Here is a 19,108-nt window from a genome sequence, read left to right on the forward strand (position 1 = left end):
GGACGAACGAGGCTCACGTCACGTGGCCCCTCCGGCGCCCGCGCGGCCGCCCCATCCAGGCGTGGTCACGCCGTCCAGCACGAGGCTCACGGTCTGCTCGCCGAGGCGCGCGGCGAGCTCGAGATCGCACGAGAGGCGCGCCCGGAGGTCCGAGAAGCGCGGCCCGAAGATGCCGATCCCGGCCAGCGCGCCCACGACGGTGCAATACAGGAGCTCGAACTCGCAATCGCGCCGGAACACCCCGCCAGCTTGACCCCGCTCGTAGAGATCGCGCAGCTGCGATGGCAGCATCGCGAGCGTCGCGGGCGGCGCGGATCGCCAGCCGCTCATCGCCTCGTGCATCGCGAGCGGCATGCACAGCGGGCGCGAGAGGAGCAGCCGGAAGAACATCGTGAACGCGCGCCAGAGCCCCTCGCGCGGCTCGAGCGCCGCCGACGCCTCGAGCGCCGGCCGCCACCCCTCGATGAGGCCGGACCACTGGTCCTCGAGGACCGCGCGGTAGAGGCCCTCCTTGCTCCCGAAGTGATGGTAAATCATGCGCTCGTTGACCCCGGCGCGCCCCACGATGGCGTGCACGCGGGCCCCGTCAGGCCCATGCCGCGCGAACTCCTCGGCGGCGGCGTCGAGGAGCGCCCGCCGCGTCTCCTTTTTCTCGTCTCGCGACATCAGGTAAATATTTATTTACTCATGAACGGGCGGCGGTCAAGGGCGCGATCTGGCCCGTCCCCCTCGCGCGGTGAAACAGGGCGCCCGGCGCGAGCTCTCCCATCTGGGGTCGGCGGTCGGGCCCGCGTTGGATCCATGCCCGCGGGGTGCCGGGTCCTCTTCCGCTATGGCCTGCTGTGGGGCAGCCGGCCGCCTCCAGCACGGCGCACCGGACGCGGAGCTCGGCGCCGCGGACAACGCGCGATCGAGTGGCGAGCGGCGCCAGACTTCGCCGATTCGACTCGTCAGAGAAAACCGGCGATTCCTTGGGCCTCTTGCTGTAGGCTCGGCCCCTGGTCAGGTCTGGCGCTTGGCCAATGTGCTTGTTGGCATGAACCAGAAAACGACATTCCTCCCTGCGTTGGTGCTCGCGGCGGGTGCGCTCACGGTGAACCTGACCGGCTGCGAGCTCATCGTCGCCGTCGATCGCAGCCGGATCTCCGACACGGGCGGCGCTGGCGGCGCCGGCGGGACCGGTGGCTCCGGCGACGGCACGACGACGAGCAGCAGCGCCAGCTCGTCATCAGGCACCGGCGGCTCGGGCGGCACCGGCGGCTCGGGCGGCACCGGCGGCTCGGATGGCGCCGGCGGCTCGGGCGGCACCGGCGGCTCGGATGGCACCGGCGGCTCGGATGGCACCGGCGGCTCGGACGGCACCGGCGGCTCGGACGGCACCGGCGGCTCGGGCGGCACCGGCGGCTCAATGGCGTGCGCCAGCGGCGCGACACCGTGCGACACGATCGCCGACTGCCCGGCCCCGACCACGGAGTGCGTGAAGGCCACGTGCGAAGTGCGGTGCTGCGGCACGACCAACGTGCCCGACGGTATCGCCACGATGGCGGGCCAGACGGCGGGTGACTGCAAGCAGCAGGTCTGCGACGGCGACGGCGGCACGACGTCGATCCGCGACGACACGGACAAGCCGGCCGACGACGAATGCAACGTCGGCACGTGCCCGGGCGGCTCTCCGGGCAGCTCACCGAAGACCGCCGGTACGAGCTGTACTACCGGCGGCAAGGTCTGCGACGGCAACGGAGCCTGCGTCGGCTGCCTCGCGGACACCCACTGCACCGAGCCCCAGGTCTGCGATCCGAGGGGCACGCACACGTGCGTGGACGTGTCTTGCACCGACGGCGCGCTGAACGGCGGCGAGACCGACGTCGACTGCGGCGGCGTCGACGCCGGCTCCGGCTGCGCGCCCTGCGCTGACGACCTGGAGTGCGCGCTCGATTCGGACTGCGTGAGCGGCTACTGCAACACGGCCGGCAGGTGCGCGACGCCCAGCTGCATGGACACCGACAAGAACGGCAACGAGACGGACGTCGACTGCGGCGGCGCGTCCTTCCAGGGCGCTCCGGCCTGCAACAGGTGCGGTGTCGGGCAGACGTGCGGCGTCGCGGACGACTGCACCACGGGCTTCTGCAGCGGCGGCACCTGCGCGGCCAAGCCGGACGGCGCGTCCTGCGTGACCAACGCCGAGTGCGCCAGCGCGCGCTGCGTTGATGCCGTCTGCTGCGACACGGCGTGCACCGGCGCCTGCCAGGCGTGCTCCGCGGCCAAGAAGCTCGGCGGCTCCGACGGCGTCTGCGGCTACATCGCGGCCGGAGGCGATTCGGACAACGAGTGCCCGGACACCGGCGCGGCGTCGTGCGGGACCAACGGGTTCTGCGACGGTGCGGGCGCCTGCCAGCGCTACGCAGCGGGCACGGTCGTGCCGTCCGGGCAGACGCTGGGCGATTGCCAGCAGCACGTCTGCGACGGCGCCGGCGGCACCACGACGGACGAAGACGTCACCGATGTCCCGGTGCCATCGACCGTCTGCTTGACGGACGCCGCGTGCACGGGCACGCCGGCCATGCCGAGCTTCACGATGGCGCCGGCGGGCACCGACTGCACCGCCGACGGCCTGCCCGGCAAGACGGTGTGCGGCGGCGGGCCCGCGGCCGGCACGTGCGTCGAGTGCAACGACGACTCGAGCTGCACCTCGCCGGCCACGTGCAACACGACGACGCACGCCTGCGAGTGATCGCGACAGCGCGGAGAGCGCCCTCTGCGACCTGGGCGCCTTCTTCGTCCTGTCGGCGTGCTCGGGTTGCAGCAGATCTCGAGTCGAGGCGAGAACGCTCGCAAAGGCGGGTCGGCCGTCGCGGGCCGACTCCGTACTATGCGCGCGACAACCGCACCTCGATCTCCCGCTCCACGTAGGACCACTCCTCCGTCTCGCGCAGCCTGCCCACGAGCTCGTCGAAGGCGCCGGCGTCGCCCTCGGCGAACTCGAACCAGGTCAGGAAGTCGAACGGGCCGCCGAGATCCCGGCTGTGGTAGAGCCGCCTCGCCACGGCCGGCAGGTACTCCAGCCCGATCTCGATATGGCGCGACCTCGCCTCGAAGATGGCCCGCCGCTCGTCCTGCGCGAGCGCCCACCACGCCTTCGATTTCCTGAGCGGGATCAGCGCCGCCTGCGTGCTCGACGCCCGGCCGAGGTCTTCCTGGACCGCGACGAGACGCCTCCTCTCCTCGAGCTCCACATAACGCTCATTGCTCCTCACGCCGCCCAGCACCCAGGTCGCCTCCGGCGGCGCGACGAAGCTGCCCCCCTCGACGCGCTGCAGCCGCGGCGCCGCGGGCAGCTCCTCGCCTCGCACCAGGACCGTCCTCTCGACCCGCCACTCCCCGGCGGAACCTGCAACGAAGCTGACCCGAACCGGATTTCCTTCCATGGATGGCTCCGAGGCGACGGCAACGCCGGACGAATCCCACCGACCCGCGGCGGCGGGGCGGCCCTACCACACGCCCTCTCGTCACGAGAGCGCCCGGGAATGCGGCTGCGCTCGGGCTCTCCGCGCCGGCCGAGCCCGACACGCAACGCGGTTGATGATGCGCGGACAGGGGTTTCGCCGTGGTTTCCGTGCGATGATTTTCCGTCGCCCGCGTCAGCTCAGGACAAGATAGGAGTCGCCGAACTCGTGACAGAGATACCCTGCCTCCTCCGCATAGGAGTTCGCGCGGTGGAGCAGCGAGGCAGGCGCGAACGCCTCGAGGAGCCGGAAGTGGCTCTCCGTCGGGTCGTGCACGCCCGTCAGGAGCCCGTCGACCACCCTCGGCCGGAAGCCGGGGTGGAGCATCAGATCGGTGACGCCCGCGCCGGCCCGGAGCTCACCCCCGTGCTGGGCAGCGCAGCCCTCGAGGGCGCGCGTCACCGTCGTGCCGACCGCGATGACGCGGCGCCCGCGCGCCTTGGCCTCGCGCACCGCGGCCACCGTCTCTTCCGGGATGTCGAAGCGCTCCGGCAAGGGGAGCAGCGCGTCGAGCGCCGGCTCGCCGGTCGACGAGATCCCGGCGGCGTGCGTGAGCGAGGCGACGCGCACGCCGCGGCGGATCAGCTCGAGCAAGAGCCCCCAGACGAGCGGCCGCCCGGCCGACGGGAGCTCGGCGCAGAGAGGCCGGCTCGCATAACGCGTCTGCGCGTGCCAGATCTCGAGCGGGCCCGCGACGTACGCATACTGGATCGGGCGCCCCCGCCGGTAGAGCGCCGACCAGAGCGGCGCGCCCCGCTCGTGAAAAGCGATCTCGACGAGGCGCGGCGAGGCCGGAGACACGCGCTCGACCGTGGCCGACAGGTCCTCTCCGAACGTCACCGCGTCCCCCGGGCCGAGGGCGGGCGGCGCGGGGCGATCCTCCGTGCGCGTGTGCCAGTCGCCGGCGCCGAACAGCAAGGCCGAGTAGCGCCCCTCGGACAGCTCGCCGATGAGGCGCACCTCGACCGCCGCGCCGCGCTCGGTCGCGCCGTGGAGCGACGCCGGCATCGTGGCGCCGTCGTTGACGACCAGGAGATCGCCCGGCTCGAGGAGCGCGGGCAGATCCGCGATGCGCGCGTCGCGCAGGCGCCCCGCGCGCGGGTCCACGTGGAGGAGCCGCTCCTCGAGCGGGTTCTCGCGAGGCCACGTGGCGGGGCTCATGGCGCCTCCTCAAGGCGCGCGGCCTCGAGGCGCGCGCCGCTCGGCACCGCACCGGCGCGGCCGACGAGCCCGACGATGCGCCTCGCCACGTCCGCTGGATCCGCCAGCGTGCTCGGGTCGGCGTCGGGGATGGCCTCCGCGTGCATCCGCGTGTTCATCCCGCCCGGGTCCACCGCGTAGAACGCGACCCCCGTGCCCTCGAGCTCGGCGGCCCACGTGCGGCTCAGGTGATCGAGCGCCGCCTTCGAGGCGCCGTAAGCGCCCCACCGCGGATAGGCGTTCACCGCCGCGTCCGAGCTGATATGGACGACGACCCCGCGCCGCCGCAGCGCCATCGCGCCGGCGACCACCTTCGTCAGGCGGAACGGACCGACCACGTTGACCTCGAGCGCGCGCCCGAGATCCTCGCACTCGGTGTCGAGCAGGATCGGCAGCGGCGTCTTGCCGAGCGTGCTCGCGTTGTGGACGAGCAGGTCGATCGGCCCGACCAGCGCCGCCGCCGCGCCTGCGATCGCGTGCGTCTGGCCCTTGTCCCCGATGTCCGCCGCGATCGCGTGCGCCTCCCCGCCCTGCGCGGCGATCTCGGCCGCGACGGCCTCGAGCGGCCCGCGCTCGCGCGCCACGAGGACCACCTTCGCGCCTTGCCGGGCGAGCTCCCTGGCGAGCGCGGCGCCGAGCCCGCGGCTCGCCCCGGTGACCAGCGCCGCCCGCGGCGCGAACCGCTCGCCCCGCGCGGCGCGGGGGAGCGAGGGGCGGGAGCTCCCTCCGGCCTGGATCAGCGCCTCGCTTCCGGTCGATTCGTCGTTCATGGTGCCTTCCTCCTCGACACCAGCCTACGCCGCGCGGGTTCTCTCGTTGGAGCGTGCGCCAATATCCTGGAAGAGTGCTAATCTCCGGGCATGGATCAGGACGCGGAGCTCGCGGGGCGGCTGGCGAAGAACATCAAGCAGCTGCGCGAGGCGCGCGGGCTGACGCAGCAGCAGCTGGCCAAGCTCGCCGGCGTGCCGCGGGCGACCTGGGCGCACCTCGAGTCCGGCGCGGCGAACCCGACGCTCGGCGTGCTGCACCGGGCCGCCGCCGCGCTCCAGGTCTCCATCGAGGAGATGCTCTCCGCGCCCCGCGCCACCTGCCAGCTCTACGCGCGCGACGCGCTCCCCACGCGCTCTCCCGGGCAGGCGCTCGTCCGCAAGCTCCTGCCGGACCCGATCCCGGGCATGGAGATGGATCGCATCGCGATCCCCCCGGGCGGGCGGATGACGGGCGTCCCGCACACCCCGGGCACCCGCGAGTACCTGACGTGCGAGTCGGGGGAGCTCCAGCTCGTGGTCAGCGGAGAGCGGTTCAAGCTCGGCTCCGGCGACGTCGCCGTGTTCCGCGGCGATCAGCGCCACTCGTACCACAACCCCGGCAAGCAGCCGGCGGTCGGCTACTCGGTCGTGGTCCTCGCGCGCGTGCTCTGAAGGGGCAGCGGCGCGCATCCCACGGCGCCGCGGCGCCTACCGCTCGCCGGGCGCCATCCACTTGGGCTCGGCGCCGGGGCGCCACGCGGCGAGCAGATCCAGGAGGGCCGGCGCCTCCTCGGCGACCTGCAGCACGGCGCGGTGGGCCGGCTTCATGAACTGCTCGGCCACGACGTGATCCAGAAAGGCGATCAGCGGGCGGTAATACCCCGCCACGTCGAGCAGCCCGACCGGCTTGTCCTGAGAGCCGAGCTGCGTCCATGTCCACACCTCGAACAGCTCTTCCAGCGTCCCGATGCCCCCCGGCAGGGCGATGAACGCGTCGGAGAGCGCGGCCATCTTCGCCTTGCGCTCGTGCATCGTCTCGACCACGTGGAGCTCCGTCAGGCCCCGGTGCTCGATCTCCCGCTGGTTGAGGAACCCCGGGATGACGCCGATCACCTCACCGCCGCGCGCGAGCACCGCGTCGGCGATCACGCCCATGAGCCCGACGCGTCCCCCGCCGTACACGAGCCCGATCCCTCTCGCCGCGAGGAGCTCACCGAGCCGCACGGCCGCCTCGCGGTAGGCCGGCGACGCGCCGGGGTTCGACCCGCAGTAGACGCAGATCCTGGAGAGCGTTCTCATGGGCCCGAGCCTACGCCGGCAGGCGAGCTCGTCCAAGCGGGGAGCGGTGGGCCGGCGCGCCGTGGAGGGTAGCCTTCTCCCCGGCGGCGCGCCCTGGCGCCCCCGCGCCGCGGCCCGGCACCCCCGCGCGGCGGCGGTGCCGGGGCCGGCGGGTCACTCCTTGTCGAGCTTGCCGACGAGGCTCAGCGTGAAGAAGGCGCCCATGTACTTGAAGTGCGGGCGCACCTGCATGTCGACCTTGTACCAGCCGGCGTTCCCCGGCACCTCGGTCACGATGATGCGCGCCTTGCGGAGCGGCCTGCGCCCGCGGGTCGCCGCGGAGACGACGTCCTGATCGGCGACGTACTGGCCGATCCAGTCGTTGAGCTCCTTCTCGAGATCGGCGCGCTCCTTCCACGTACCGATCTGCTCGCGCTGCAGCACCTTCAGGTAGTGCGCGATGCGGCACATGATGAACATGTACGGCAGCTGCGTGCCGAGCCGGTAGTTCATCTCGGCCGCCCTGCCCTCGTCGCTCTGCCCGAAGAACTTCGCCTTCTGGGCGGAGTTGGCCGAGAAGAAGCAGGCGTTGTCCGAGTCCTTGCGGAACGTGAGCCCGATGAAGCCCTCCTCGGAGAGCTCGAACTCGCGCCGCTCGGTGAGCATGATCTCGGTCGGCACCTTCGTCTGGATCTCGCCCATCGCCTCGTACTGGTGGAGCGGCAGGTTCTCCACGGAGCCGCCCGCCTGGGGGCCGATGATGTTCGGACACCAGCGGTACTTGGCGAAGCTGTCGGCGAGCCGGGTGGCGAACGCGTACGTCGCGTTGCCCCAGCAGTACGCGTCGTGCTTGCCGACCACGTCCTCCTCGTAGTTGAACGCCTTCACCGGGACGGTGTTGGCGCCGAAGGGCAGGCGGAGCAGGAAGCGCGGCATCACGAGCCCGACGTAGCGCGCGTCCTCGGTCTCGCGGAACGCGTTCCACTTCGTGTACTGCGGCCCCTCGAAGAGCGCCTTGAGGTCCTTCAGGTTGGGCAGCCCCTGGAAGTCCTTCAGGCCGAAGAACTGCGGCCCGGCCGCCGCGATGAAGGGCGCGTGCGACATCGTCGCGACCGCGGCGCACTTCTGGAGGAGCGCGATGTCCTGGGGGCCCGGGCCGAACTCGTAGTTCGCGATGATCGCGCCGACCGGCTTGCCGCCGAACTGCCCGAACTCGGCCGAGTAGACGATCTTGTAGAGGCCGCTCTTCGGCACCTCGGGGGCGTCCTCGAAATCGGCGAGGAGATCCTCCTTGGAGCAGTTGAGCATCTCGACCTTGACGTTCTCGCGGAAGTCACACCGGTCGATGACGAACTTGAGGCCGCGCCACGCGGACTCGAGCTTCTGGAAGCTCGGGTTGTGGAGGATCTCGTCGATCTGCCGCGACAGCTTGACGTCGATCTCCGCGATCAGCGCGTCGACGAAGGCCTTGTCGACCTTCTCGCCCTCGCGCCGCGGGGCGACGAGCTCCGAGATGAAGGCCTGCACGCCCCGCTTGGCGATCTCGTACCCCTCGTCGCCGGGCGTCATCTTCGTCTCGGCGAGGATCTCGTCGAGCAGCGACCCCCCCTCGAGGGTCTGGACGCCCGCGCTCCCCGCGGCCTGTGTCTCCGTCGCCATCGCTCACTCCCCTTCCTTGTCGAGCCCGAGCTCGCTGACGATCTTGTTGCGCTGAGCCGGGTCGCTCAGGATCTGCTGAATCTTGTTGCGGAACGCCTTCTCGTTTCCGAGCGGGCCCTTGAGGGCCGTCAGCGCGGCGCGCAGGTCGAGCAGCTTCTTGAGCTCCGGCACCTGGTTCGCGATCGCCTCGGGCTCCATGTCGCTCAGCCGGCGGAACTTGAGGTTGACCGTGAGCTCGCTGTTCTCCTGCTCGGACAGGACGTCCTTCACGTTGAAGGTGAGCGCGAGCTTCTGCTCGCTCATGACCTTCTGGAAGTTGTCCTTGTCCACGTTGATGGGCTTGCGGTCCTCGAGGGGCCGCGGATCCGGCCGCTGCGTGTAGTCGCCGAGCATCAGGAGCTTCAGCGGCAGCTCGACGTCCTCCTTCGCGTTCCCGGTGGCCGGCTTGTACGTGATGTTCACGCGCTCTTTCGGCGCGACCGATCCCTCTTTCATCGCAGGCTCCTTTCCCCGTCAGCAGCGGGCGGAGCGCCCGCAGGCCGAACGAGCATAGAACAAAACCCCCGCCCCTCGGGCAAGCTTCTCGGCGCGACGCGCATCCCCGTCTCTGCCACGCGGCCACGCGGCCACGCGGCCACTCGGCCCCCTGCCCCCCGGCATCCGGCTCACTCCCCCAGCGACATCTTCAAGGCGAGCGCCGCGTCGAGCTGGCAGACGCGCTCGAAGCAGAGCGTCTCCTTCGCCTTGGCCTCGGGGGTGGCCTCGTAGCCCTGGTTCAGGACCCGGTAGCACGTGTGGAGCGCGGCGTAGAGCTCCGCGCAGAGATCCGGCTGCCAGGTGGTGAGTCGGTGGTGGTCGACGAGGTGCTCCAGCGCCTCGAGCTGCGCCCGCGCCACGAGGAACTGGGACAGCTCGATGTTGATCTGGGCCATCGCGAGCCTCACGCGGAAGCGGTCCAGCGCCGTCGGAGCCGCGGCGGCGGCCTTCTCGAGGAGCGCCATCGCGTCGATGGGCTGCTGGTTCGCGACGAGCCCTCGGGCCTCGGAGAGCGGCTTGTCGAGGTAGCTCCGGGGCCTCGCCGGGGCCGCGGCGCCGCTCGCACCCGCGCCGCCGAGCGCGGCGGCGACCTCGGACGAGAGCCACGCCTGCGTCTCGCCGTCCGCGAACGGCGTGCCGTCGCTGAACTTGAGGGTCGGCAGGAGCGGCGCCCGGAGCAGCAGCGCGCCCACCTCGACGAGCACCGCCCGCTTGGCGTCGGCGTAGTCGTCGCCGAGCTGCTCGAGCGCGTTCGCGACGTACCTGTGCGGATCGAGCCAGAGGGGGTAGCTCTGCGCGTACTCGTCGGCGACCTGCAGCAGATCGGCGAACGCCCCCTGGGTCGTGAGCGCCGGGAGCGTCTGCAGCACGTGCTCGGGCGGCGGCGGGATCGCCGTGCTGCCCGTCGGAGACGACGCGCCCGGATCGTCGAGGAGGTCGACCCAGAGCCCGACCCGGAGGATGCGGTACGCGGACGCCCGCTTCGGATCCGCCGCCCGCAGCGCGTCGCCCGCGCGCGCCATCAGGGGCGAGCACTTGCCGAGGGCGGCGAGCGCGGAGTCTTCGTCGACGATCGCCTCGAGGCTGAGCGCCGGATCGCCCGCGGCGGCGACGGGCGCGGGCGCGGGCGGCGGCGCCGCGGCCGCTGCCGTGGCCGCCGGCGGCGGCTCGGCCTTCGGCGGCTCGACCCGCGGAGGAGGCGGCGGCGGGGGCGGCGGCGGAGGAGGAGGCGGCGGCGGAGGCGGCGCCTCCGCGGGCAGGCTCGCGACGAGGCTGCGGATCGCGTTCCGGAGCGGGCCGAGCCCTCCGTACGCGTCACCGAGCTTGTCGGCGAGGTCGACGTCCAGGGCGCGGCTCACCTGGTCGATGGCGTTCACCACGTCGCGGTCCGCGGCGGTGACGGTGATGCCGGTGAGCGTCCCTGCCGCGAGGTCTCCGAACCAGGCGCACAGGTTGCCGCGCGCCTTGGGCCGCTTGATCGCGGGATACATGGTGTCCCAGAACGCGTTGTTCAGCTCTTGCACGAGCACGAGCCCGTCGAGCAGACCGGGCAGCTTGTCGACCTGCGACTTCGCCGCCGCGTAGTAGAGCGCGACGCGGAAGTCCTTGGACTTCTCGCTCAGGAGCTCATCCGCGACGCTCGCGATGCGCCCCCAGTCGACCTTGCCGCCCGCGAGCGACTGCAGCTTGTCGACCTCGTTCTTGAGGCCCTCGAACGCCTCGTCGTAGGTGACGTCGGCGCCGACGCCGCCGTTGATGGGCGCGTACAGCGCCTCGATCCGCTCTTTGGATTGTTGGATGGCGTCTTCAGCGGCCATGGGGCGCGCAGGATATCAAGGCGTCCCGGGTGTGGACGGCGAATCCGACGACGACTGAACGACGCCTGAACGACGACCGCACGACGACCGCGCGACGGCTGCACGGCGACTTCGGCGGTGAGCCGGTCGGCGCACCGGAGCGGCTGCGCTCAGCGTGGAGCGGGTGCCTTCGGCCCGGGCATCGGCTCAGCCGAGGGCTTCCAGGAAGCTGTCGAGCGACAGGTCGGTCCGGGCGACGAGCGCGTCGAGCTCTGGTCCGAGCGCATGTCGGGAAACGTGCTCCTCGACGCGTGGGGGTCCGCAGAGGTCGGCGATGTGCTCGGCCTGGGTGGTGGGCGCGATCATCTCGCGGAACGAGCCCACGTGGGGGGTACCGAGATGGAGGAGCAGGGTGCGCTGTGGTGTCCAGAACGCGTTCATCAGCGTGCGTCCCCATTTCGACAGGCGGCGGGTCATGTCCATCCACACGGCGGCGGCGTAGGCGTCTCCTGCGCCGAGCGGCAGCCTGAGGGCGAGCCCTGTCCTCGGGAGCTCCTGACCGCGGAACGGGATCACCGAGTCGAGGATGTTCTGCAGCACCCAGAAGCGGCTCGCGTCGGTGCCGAAGCCGGCGTCCCAGAGCGCCTTCATCGGCTGGGTCTTCAGCCATGCGCGGTAGGCGGCCTGCGCCGATTCGGGGTCGTCGAGCGACGGCGGCGCGATCTGGGAGACGCGGTGGAGGAAGGCGTCGACGGGCAGGGTCCTGCCGTTCGTCGCGGCGTCGTGGGCGGCGGCGAGGAGGGGGAACAGGGTGATGGGGAGCGACGGCCCGGCGGAGACGAGTTGATCGTAATCGTAGGACCCGAACACCACCATCGGGTAGAGCCGCCCGGCGTTATCGCCGCTGGCGGCCCAGGCGCCCACGAGCCCGCGGGTGGGCGGCTCGTCGCCTTTCGGTTCGCCGTGGAAGACGAAGAGGCCCAGGGCCGTCTGGTAGTGCGCATCGAAATGGGCGCCCATGGCGCGCCGGGCGAAATCGATGGACGCGCCCAGCCAGCGGTCGAAGGCCGCGAGCTCTTCGCCACCTGCGTTCAGCCGGATGAAATCGCCCGTGGCGGGCAGCTTGCCGAAGCAGCCGATCTGCGGCGGAGCGGCAGGGCCCTTCTTGCGGCGCCAGAACATGACTGCTGGGAGTGAACCACGAACTGCTCACCGAGCGCTACCACCTTCCCGGTTGCGGCGGGAGCGTGCGGGGAGGGGGCCGCGCGCTCCGTCACCCCGACCGTGATCCGCGCCGCCTACCCCTCTCCCCCCCTTTTCACAAAGAGCCAGCGGGGGAGGGGGTGTCGTGCGGGGGGCCGGCGGGGGAGGGCCCCGCGAACCCGAGCGCCGGCCCGCAACGGAGCGGCTCGCGCCCGGTCTCGGCTCCCCCGTTCTCACGGCAACAGCCCCCCAAAAGGCGCGAGTTCGCGGGAGGGCCCCCCGCCGGCCCCCCGCACGACACCCCCTCCCCCGCTGGCTCCGTTGCTGCCCAGGTCACCCTTTACCGAAGCGATCGCCGATGCTGGCAGGGCAGTTGGTCGCCCGGAAGAAGCTCGTCGGGAACGGGTGGTTCCCGCGGGTCGGCCTGATCTCCATGGTCACGGTCACGGGCGGCGCCGTCATCTGCCAGGTCACCGTGAACAGCTCGTCGTTGTCCTTCTGGGCGGTGGTCGTCCCGGCCTCGAAGAGCCGGAAGATCCCCCACGGCCCTTCGCGCACGAGCTCCTCGTCGAGCCCCCCCGCGCCGCGCACCTGGATCCTCGCCCCCTTCGCGCCTTCGCCCGGCCAGTTGAAGGTGTGCCAGAACTCTTTCTCGTTGCGATAGAGCCTCTTCTGGCCGTCGACCTCGAAGACCACCTCGCTCACGATCGGGCTGACCGTCTTCATGTTGATGTGGAAGACGACCTTCGGCTCCGCCCCGCCGCTGCTCCCGAAGAGCGCGTCGGAGATCTCGTTCGAGCGCCTCAGGCAGTTGTACAGGTTCGCGCTGAACGGCGTGAACGGCTTCGCCGCCTGCGGCTGCCCCGAGAGGTGCGCCTTCGGGAAGAACTCGTGCCCGACCTGGTAGTGGAAGCCCTTGAGGTACGTCTCGTAGAAGCCCCAGAGCACCCCGTCCTTCGGCTTGAAGAAGGCCATCGCGTCCTCGAGCGACGCGTCCCGTGACGACGCGAGGTTGAACGGGTAGCGGTCCTTGATCTTGTCGCGGTAGTGCGGCCAGACCTCGACCTCCCAGATCCCGCTCGCCGCGCCGCCCGCGCGCCGCACGACGGCCTTGTACGCCTGCCGGAGGGGGTTCATGAGGAGCGGCTCCATCAGCCGCTGCCCGGTCTGGTCCATCGAGAGCAGCAGCCCCTGCGTCTCCTTCACCGCGTCCTGGAACGCCTCCGTGGCCTTCGAAGTGTCCGCGTCCGGCGGCCCGTCCTCGACGACGCTCATCTCCCCTGCCAGCCGCTCGAGGTGGCCCACGTACTGGCCGAGCTTGGGCGGGGGCGGCGGGGGCTGCCCTTCACCCGCCGGCGGCTGGGGCACCCCGAAGCTGGCCATCGACTCGAACTTGTCAGGCACCGGATCGTAGTGCTGGCGCTGGTTCCCCGTGAGCATCGAGTCGATCCGCACGCCCGTCCGCTGGTCGACCTTCTGCGCGATCATGTCCTTGGCCCGGTCGAGCAGGCCGCCGTCCGCCGTCAGCAGGCTCGGCTTCTCGTCCTTCCCGAACTGCGTCTCGTCCGAGAGCCGCTGGAGCAGCCGCCGGTAGGGCCAGTCGGGCGTGGAGAGCACCCTGAACTCGTGGATCGCGTCCCGGTTCGTCTTCGGGACGTCGACCTGGATGTCGCGGAAGAACGCCTCCCACTGCGCGATGTACGCGTTGTCGTAGTCCTGCCGGACGCGGTCGAGCTCCTTCTGGATCTGGTCGCCCTGCCGCTTCTCGTCGCTCGACAGGGGGAGCACCCAGAGCTCACGCTCGAGCTTCTTCCTCCCCTCCTTCAGCGACTCGAGCACCTGCGCGTGCCCCTTGGCCGTGTAGGGCCCCTGCACCTCGAACCACGTCCCGCCCCGGTTCTTCTGCGCGCTGTGGACGACGGTCAGCACCTCGGGCCGATCCGCGAACATCTCGTTGAGCGACACCGGCGGGTACTTCAGGTTCTCCGGCGTGTTCGGCCCCGACTCGTCGTACTTCTGATCGATCAGGCTCGTTACAAATTGATCGTAATAGCGCTTCGTCGGGTCGACCCGCAGCAGGTCGGCGCGCGCCCGGGCGATGAGCGGCTCGTTCAGCTCCTCGGCCTCGAGCTTCTTCCGCCGCACGAGGTCGATGTAGTACGCGACGTGCGGCGTGAGCCGCTCCTTCAGCTCGCTCTCGGGCAGATCGGTGAACGGCTTCAGCGTGTCGGCCCAGACCTGGACGAGCCGCCCGGTCTGCCACCGCGCCGCCTGCTCATCCATGTGGCCCTGGTACTCCTTGCCGAGCAGGAGGTAGCTCCGCAGGGCGTTGTAGCCGTCCAGGAACTCCCCCTCGCGCACCTTCTCGAGCTTCGCCTCGAGCTGCGCCTTCGCAGGGCTGACGAAGCCCTGCTTCAAGCTCATGATGTACTGGCCCATCGTCGGCGGGAACAGCTTGTCCCCCTGGAACATGAACCAGCCGTACTCGATCGGCGTGTTCTCGACGTAACCGTCGAGCCGCCCCACGTGCTCCTGCAGCCGATCGAGCTTGTCGATGTTCGCGCGCACGTTCGGCGGCGCGCCGCTCCGCCCCGACCAGTCCACGAACGCGATCTCGTCCGAGATGCGCCGGGTCTCGGCGACGAGCCCCTTGTTGTTGAAGTACGAGATGACCGCCGGCAGGAGGAACAGGAGCGCCACGAGCGCCGCGGCCGCGGCCACCAGGATCCGCTGCATCCGCCGCCGCCGGAGCTCCGCCTCGGAGCGCGCGGCGAGGTCCTGATCCGGGAAGACGACGTTGGTGAACACGTCGTGCAGGAAGAAGCTCTTCGACTCCTTCGGGATCGCGGCGTCCTCCTCACCCTCGCCGAGCCCGGCGCGGAGCCCGAACGCGCGCCCCATCGCCCCGACCACGCGATCGAGCGGCCGCCCCTCCTGCACGCCGCTCGTGAAGTAGAACCCGCGCAGGATCGGCGTGGGCGCCGCGCCCGCCTTGGGCGCGAACGCCGCCGCGATGAAGTCCGACAGGTTGCGCTTCACCGCCGCGAACTCGAGCGGGAACTGGTAGCTCTTCTCCTTCACCTCGCGGTTGCGCTCGCCGATGAGCCGCTTCGTCAGGCGCGCGTGGAGCTTCTCGACGAGCACGTCGAACTCGCGATCGAAGATCTTCCCGGGCTCGTCCTTGTTCTCGTCGAGCCGCACGGTGGCGCCCCACGCCTGGGCGCGCTCGCTCTTCTTCAGGTCGCCGAAGTACTCGGTGAAGCCCGCCACCAGGTCGCTCTTCGTGAAGAGCACGTAGACCGGCAGGACCATGTGCAGCGTCTGCTGCATCTCGTCGATGCGCGCGCGGATCTTCTTGCCGGTCTGATCGATCTGCTCGTCGCTCGCGTCGAGCAGATCGCTCAGGCTCACCGCGACGATGACGCCGTTCAGCGGCTTGTGCTCGCGGTGCTGCAGCAGGGTCTCGAGGAACGCCATCCACTCGTCGTGGTCGTCGCTCTCGGTCGTGTACCGGCCGGCTGTGTCGAGGAGGATCGCCTCGTTCGTGAACCACCACTCGCAGTTCCTGGTGCCGCCGACGCCGCGCACGCCGGTGCGCTCGGGGTCGATGTACGGGAACACGAGCCCGGAGTGCCGGAGGGCGGTGGTCTTGCCTGCCCCGGGCGGGCCGACCATCACGTACCAGGGGAGGACGTAGAGCGCGTCGGCGCCCCGCTTGCCCCCGCCGAGCTTCGAGGCCTTGAGCGCGGCGATGCCCTCCTGCATCTGCCGGTTGAGCTCCTGGATCTCCGCGCGCCGCTCCGGCTTCGCGTTGATCACCTGCTCCTGCGCCTGCTGCGCGATCGCCTTCTCGAGCGCCCGCGCGGCGCGCGCCGCGCGGATGCGCCGGTAGACCGCCAGCCCGACGAGCACGGCGAGGACGACCGCCGTCGCCACGAGCGGGATCTCGATCGGGAACGCCTCGGCCCCCTCCCCTGCCGCCGGGCGCAGCATGAACCACACTCCCCACACGGCGGTGAGGAACAGGGCGCTCAGGATCCACAGCCACATCGGAAGTCTCCCTCGGGAACAGCAGAGGACGGCGGAGTCGCCTAGGTCCCCGTGCTGATCAGCTTCTTGATCTGGTCGGCCACGCCCTCCGCGTCCGAGGCCACGACGAGCCGGAGCACGATGACCACGAGGACGGCCAGCACGAGCAGCCCGAGCGCGATGGCCAGGTAGGGCAGCTCGCGGCGAACCGCGTTCGCCCCGCCGTCCTTGCGCTCCGCGTTCGGCGCGAGGACCTCACCGCCGCCCTCGGCGACAGCGACGTGGTTGCCCACGCCCTCGATGACGGCGCCGAGGCCCTCCTGCTGGCGCAGACGATATTTCCCCTGGAAGCCGAGGGCCAAGCAGAGGAAGTAGATTTGCGCGACGTGGTTCCTCCCGCGCTGGCCGTAGAGGTTGTCGAGGTTCGTGAAGAACCCGTCGCCGGCCGTGTTCAGCTGGAAGAACTGGAACTGCAGCGGGTTCTGGAGCCACTGCGTCCTCCCCGGCCAGTTCGAGTTGAAGATCACCTCGTCGGCGAAGGCCGCGAGCGCGAACTTCGCGTCGATCATGTCCTGCTCGGGGATGCGCGCCTCCCGGCCGTTCTGCATCATCGTGTCGAACAGGCCGAGGACGCGCCGCTGGAGGATGTCGGGCGCCGGGAGGTCGCGCGAGTTCCTGAGCTGCAGGATCAGCGAGAGCACGTCGGAGCACACAAAGTACATCGTCTGCGAGAGGCTCATGGGCTCCTCACCCGGAAGGGGCGGCCTGACACGTTCACTTTCCTGCCGGGACGGCGATCAGCCGGAGATCGACCTTTTGCGGTTCGATCGGCTGGTAGATAGCGATCGTGCCAGAGCCGAGGATATCGTTCCAGTAATCGCCGTTCTGGTTGACGCGGAGGTAGACGAGCCCCGGCTTGACCGGGATGGCGCCCGGCGGCCGGTACTCGATGGCGACGTTCACGCCGGGCGTCGCGGAGTGCAGGATGTGGCCGATCTGCGTCCACGAGCCGATCTTGAGCAGGCGCGGGAGCCGCTCGCGCAGCGTGCCCTCGTCCGTGCCCTTCGCCTCGAGGAACATCTCGTGGCTGCGGGGCAGCTTCGGGTCCTCGAACCTGCCGAGGTACATGCCGTCCTCGCGCTTCTCGAGCGGCACGATGACGAACTGCTCCGTGACAACCTCGTTGATGAGCCTCCAGGCCCGGTCGAACATCGGGTCGAGGACGCCATCGAGCTCGAGGTAGTTGAACTTGGGGATCGTCGTCGGATCGCTGTCGGTGGCCGCAAAGGTGCAGAGCTCTCCGATGAGCGAGCCGAGGACGACATAACACTGCTCCGGGTGCGCGCCGCCGTGGTCGACGAGGTGCGACACGATCGGGATGTACGAGTTCAGGGTGTGGAGCAGCCAGAACTTGGTGAGGTCGGAGGCCTGGAAGTCGACCGACGCCGCGTTGCGCATGCGCCGCCCCTCGACGAGCGACTTCTGCTTGCCGACGAGCGCCGAGAGCACGCGGCGGAGGCCGGACATGATGTGGTCCGACGTGTTGATGCGGAGGACCGACGGGATGAAGCTCTTCCGCAGGGCGATCGCGCCGGAGCTGTCGCGGACGAGCTGCGCGATGCGCACGGTCTGGTACGCGTCGCGCGGCTCGGTGCCGAAGAGGAGCCGCAGGTTGGTGCGGGCCCAGGTGACCGACTGCTCGTTGCGGCCGGAGTTCACGTCCGGGACCGTCGTCTGGGCGGCCACGAACCGCTGGGCGGGGCCCGCCTTCGCCGGGTCCAGGCTGATGTTCGCCGCGGTCTCGCGCAGGTTCGGGATGCCGAGGAAGACGTCGAGCGTCTTCAACGCGGCCGGGAAGGCGCCCTCGAGCGGGCGCGCCTCGACCTGGTCTTCGCCGCGATCGCCGATGAAGAACGGCGTGCCGTCGGGGAAGACGCCGTGGCATTTGACGACCTTGAACTGCCCGGCGGAGAGCGCGCGCTCATCGAACTGGGCCGACGTGATGCCCCAGTCGTAGCCCACGACGGCATGGAGGCGCGCGTGGAGCAGCGTCTCGTGGTAGGCGTCCGTTTGCTGCAGGTGCTGAGGGGTCATGAAGAGCCCCTCGGTCCAGACCGGCTTGCGCGGGTGAATCATGTCGCCCGTCCAGTCTTATCAGATGTGCCGTGCGCGGCGTCGCGAAAGCGGGTCAGGCGCGGGGCGCGCCGACGCTGCGCCGCGCGCATCGGGCCGCTCGTCGTCGCCGACGGCCGCGCGGTCACGTCGCGCACGCCGCGCGGACTGCCGCTGGGAGGACGACCTGCGCGCGCCACGGCGATCACTTCCCCGGGCGAGCGGGCGCCTCCGGCGCGGCCACCTTCTTCGGCAGGCTGAGCCGGCGAACGGCGCTCGCGTTGGGGAACATCGACTCGTCGAACTCGACCCCGTTGTCGATCTTGGTCGAGTCGATGAAGAACGCGACCCGCGGATCGGCCACGGGCGGACCTGCGTCGGCCTCGCGGCCGCCGCACTGCGCCTCTCCGGGCGGGAGCGGGAACTCGTAGAAGGTCTTCCAGCTGTTGCCCTTCGGGCTGTGGAACAGGGCGGCGCCGACGAGGTGGCTCGCGTCGGGCAGGCGCTCGAACTTCACCTCGACGAGGTCGTTCGGGAAGACCTCGACCTCGTCGACCTTGGCGAGGTCGTCCTCGAGCGTCTCCTTGTCCTTGAGGAGGATCTGGTCGTATGTCGCGTTCTCCATGCGCGCGCTGCTCTTCAGCTGGTAGAGCCGCACGACCACGGGCCGGGGGTTCCCGTTCTCGTTGGGGTTGATGTTGTCGGACGCGTAGATCGAGAGCGTCACGATCTGGACGTCGCACGGCTCGGGGGCCGCGGGCGGCGGCGCGGCGGACGTGCAGCCCGAGAGCGCGGCGGGCAGCGCGGCGCCGAGGAAGGCGGCGAAGGTCGCCGCGGCGATGGCCGCCGCGACCTTCGCCGGGGCCGCCCCGCGGAGGAGCGACGCCGGCCGACGTCGAGGCCCCGGCTGGCGCGCCGAGCCCTCCCCTGCGGGGGAGGGCGAACGGGGCTCCCCGATCCACATCGAACGCTGTAGGAGCTTGGCGAACGGGACCATGCTCCGCCCAATTTATGCGGAGTCTCGCGGCCAGTACAACTTTCG

15 protein-coding genes are annotated in these 19,108 nt (G+C 70.7%); 2 read left to right on the plus strand and 13 right to left on the minus strand.

What is annotated here, in order from left to right; genetic code table 11:
- Window positions 1-18 precede the first annotated feature (18 nt).
- Window positions 19-666: a TetR/AcrR family transcriptional regulator gene (locus WMF34_RS25630; protein ID WP_012237606.1), complete on the minus strand. Its 648-nt coding sequence runs from the start codon at window positions 664-666 to the stop codon at window positions 19-21.
- Window positions 667-1,036: 370 nt separating this feature from the next.
- Here WMF34_RS25630 and WMF34_RS25635 point away from each other — a divergent pair, with 370 nt between their 5' ends.
- Window positions 1,037-2,731: a hypothetical protein gene (locus WMF34_RS25635; RefSeq protein WP_437989431.1), complete on the plus strand. Its 1,695-nt coding sequence runs from the start codon at window positions 1,037-1,039 to the stop codon at window positions 2,729-2,731.
- A 136-nt stretch (window positions 2,732-2,867) separates the two neighbouring features.
- Here the strand turns inward: WMF34_RS25635 and WMF34_RS25640 are convergent, their stop codons facing one another.
- The 3 genes from WMF34_RS25640 to WMF34_RS25650 form a co-directional block, all read right to left on the minus strand.
- Entirely contained in the window at window positions 2,868-3,425 is a 558-nt protein-coding gene (locus WMF34_RS25640) for a chlorite dismutase family protein (protein ID WP_437989432.1), read from the minus strand.
- Window positions 3,426-3,638: 213 nt separating this feature from the next.
- Complete coding sequence (locus tag WMF34_RS25645; RefSeq protein ID WP_012237609.1) at window positions 3,639-4,664, minus strand: S-adenosylmethionine:tRNA ribosyltransferase-isomerase; 1,026 nt, start codon at window positions 4,662-4,664, stop codon at window positions 3,639-3,641.
- Window positions 4,661-5,473, minus strand: coding sequence for an SDR family NAD(P)-dependent oxidoreductase (locus WMF34_RS25650; RefSeq protein ID WP_437989433.1), 813 nt, complete (start codon window positions 5,471-5,473; stop codon window positions 4,661-4,663). The genes WMF34_RS25645 and WMF34_RS25650 overlap by 4 nt, the downstream gene beginning before the upstream one ends.
- A 90-nt stretch (window positions 5,474-5,563) precedes the next feature.
- On the opposite strand from WMF34_RS25650, the gene WMF34_RS25655 reads away from it, so the two are divergent.
- Window positions 5,564-6,124 (plus strand): XRE family transcriptional regulator, encoded by a 561-nt coding sequence (locus WMF34_RS25655; protein ID WP_012237611.1) that lies wholly within the window; start codon window positions 5,564-5,566, stop codon window positions 6,122-6,124.
- A 36-nt stretch (window positions 6,125-6,160) separates the two neighbouring features.
- On the opposite strand, the gene WMF34_RS25660 is transcribed toward WMF34_RS25655, so the two are convergent.
- The 9 genes from WMF34_RS25660 to tssJ all read right to left on the minus strand — a co-directional run bounded on the left by WMF34_RS25660 (window position 6,161) and on the right by tssJ (window position 19,030).
- Window positions 6,161-6,751: a TIGR00730 family Rossman fold protein gene (locus tag WMF34_RS25660; RefSeq protein ID WP_437989434.1), complete on the minus strand. Its 591-nt coding sequence runs from the start codon at window positions 6,749-6,751 to the stop codon at window positions 6,161-6,163.
- A 153-nt stretch (window positions 6,752-6,904) separates the two neighbouring features.
- Window positions 6,905-8,389 (minus strand): type VI secretion system contractile sheath large subunit, encoded by a 1,485-nt coding sequence (gene tssC / locus WMF34_RS25665; protein WP_012237613.1) that lies wholly within the window; start codon window positions 8,387-8,389, stop codon window positions 6,905-6,907.
- Between the two features lie 3 nt (window positions 8,390-8,392).
- The gene (gene tssB, locus WMF34_RS25670; RefSeq protein ID WP_012237614.1) at window positions 8,393-8,884 is read right to left on the minus strand and encodes a type VI secretion system contractile sheath small subunit; all 492 of its coding nucleotides are present in this window, start codon (window positions 8,882-8,884) and stop codon (window positions 8,393-8,395) included.
- A 170-nt stretch (window positions 8,885-9,054) separates the two neighbouring features.
- Window positions 9,055-10,743, minus strand: a complete 1,689-nt coding sequence (tssA, locus tag WMF34_RS25675) for a type VI secretion system protein TssA (RefSeq protein ID WP_012237615.1) — start codon at window positions 10,741-10,743, stop codon at window positions 9,055-9,057.
- Window positions 10,744-10,929: 186 nt separating this feature from the next.
- Entirely contained in the window at window positions 10,930-11,904 is a 975-nt protein-coding gene (tagF, locus tag WMF34_RS25680) for a type VI secretion system-associated protein TagF (protein WP_012237616.1), read from the minus strand.
- Between the two features lie 354 nt (window positions 11,905-12,258).
- Entirely contained in the window at window positions 12,259-15,975 is a 3,717-nt protein-coding gene (tssM, locus tag WMF34_RS25685; RefSeq protein ID WP_012237617.1) for a type VI secretion system membrane subunit TssM, read from the minus strand.
- A 41-nt stretch (window positions 15,976-16,016) separates the two neighbouring features.
- Entirely contained in the window at window positions 16,017-16,694 is a 678-nt protein-coding gene (locus tag WMF34_RS25690) for a DotU family type IV/VI secretion system protein (RefSeq protein ID WP_012237618.1), read from the minus strand.
- A 34-nt stretch (window positions 16,695-16,728) separates the two neighbouring features.
- Entirely contained in the window at window positions 16,729-18,090 is a 1,362-nt protein-coding gene (gene tssK / locus WMF34_RS25695; protein WP_012237619.1) for a type VI secretion system baseplate subunit TssK, read from the minus strand.
- A 181-nt stretch (window positions 18,091-18,271) separates the two neighbouring features.
- Window positions 18,272-19,030, minus strand: a complete 759-nt coding sequence (gene tssJ / locus WMF34_RS25700) for a type VI secretion system lipoprotein TssJ (RefSeq protein WP_437707633.1) — start codon at window positions 19,028-19,030, stop codon at window positions 18,272-18,274.
- Window positions 19,031-19,108: the final 78 nt, after the last annotated feature.

Source organism: Sorangium sp. So ce145, from assembly GCF_051525985.1.
GTDB classification, from domain to species: domain Bacteria; phylum Myxococcota_A; class Polyangia; order Polyangiales; family Polyangiaceae; genus Sorangium; species Sorangium cellulosum_B.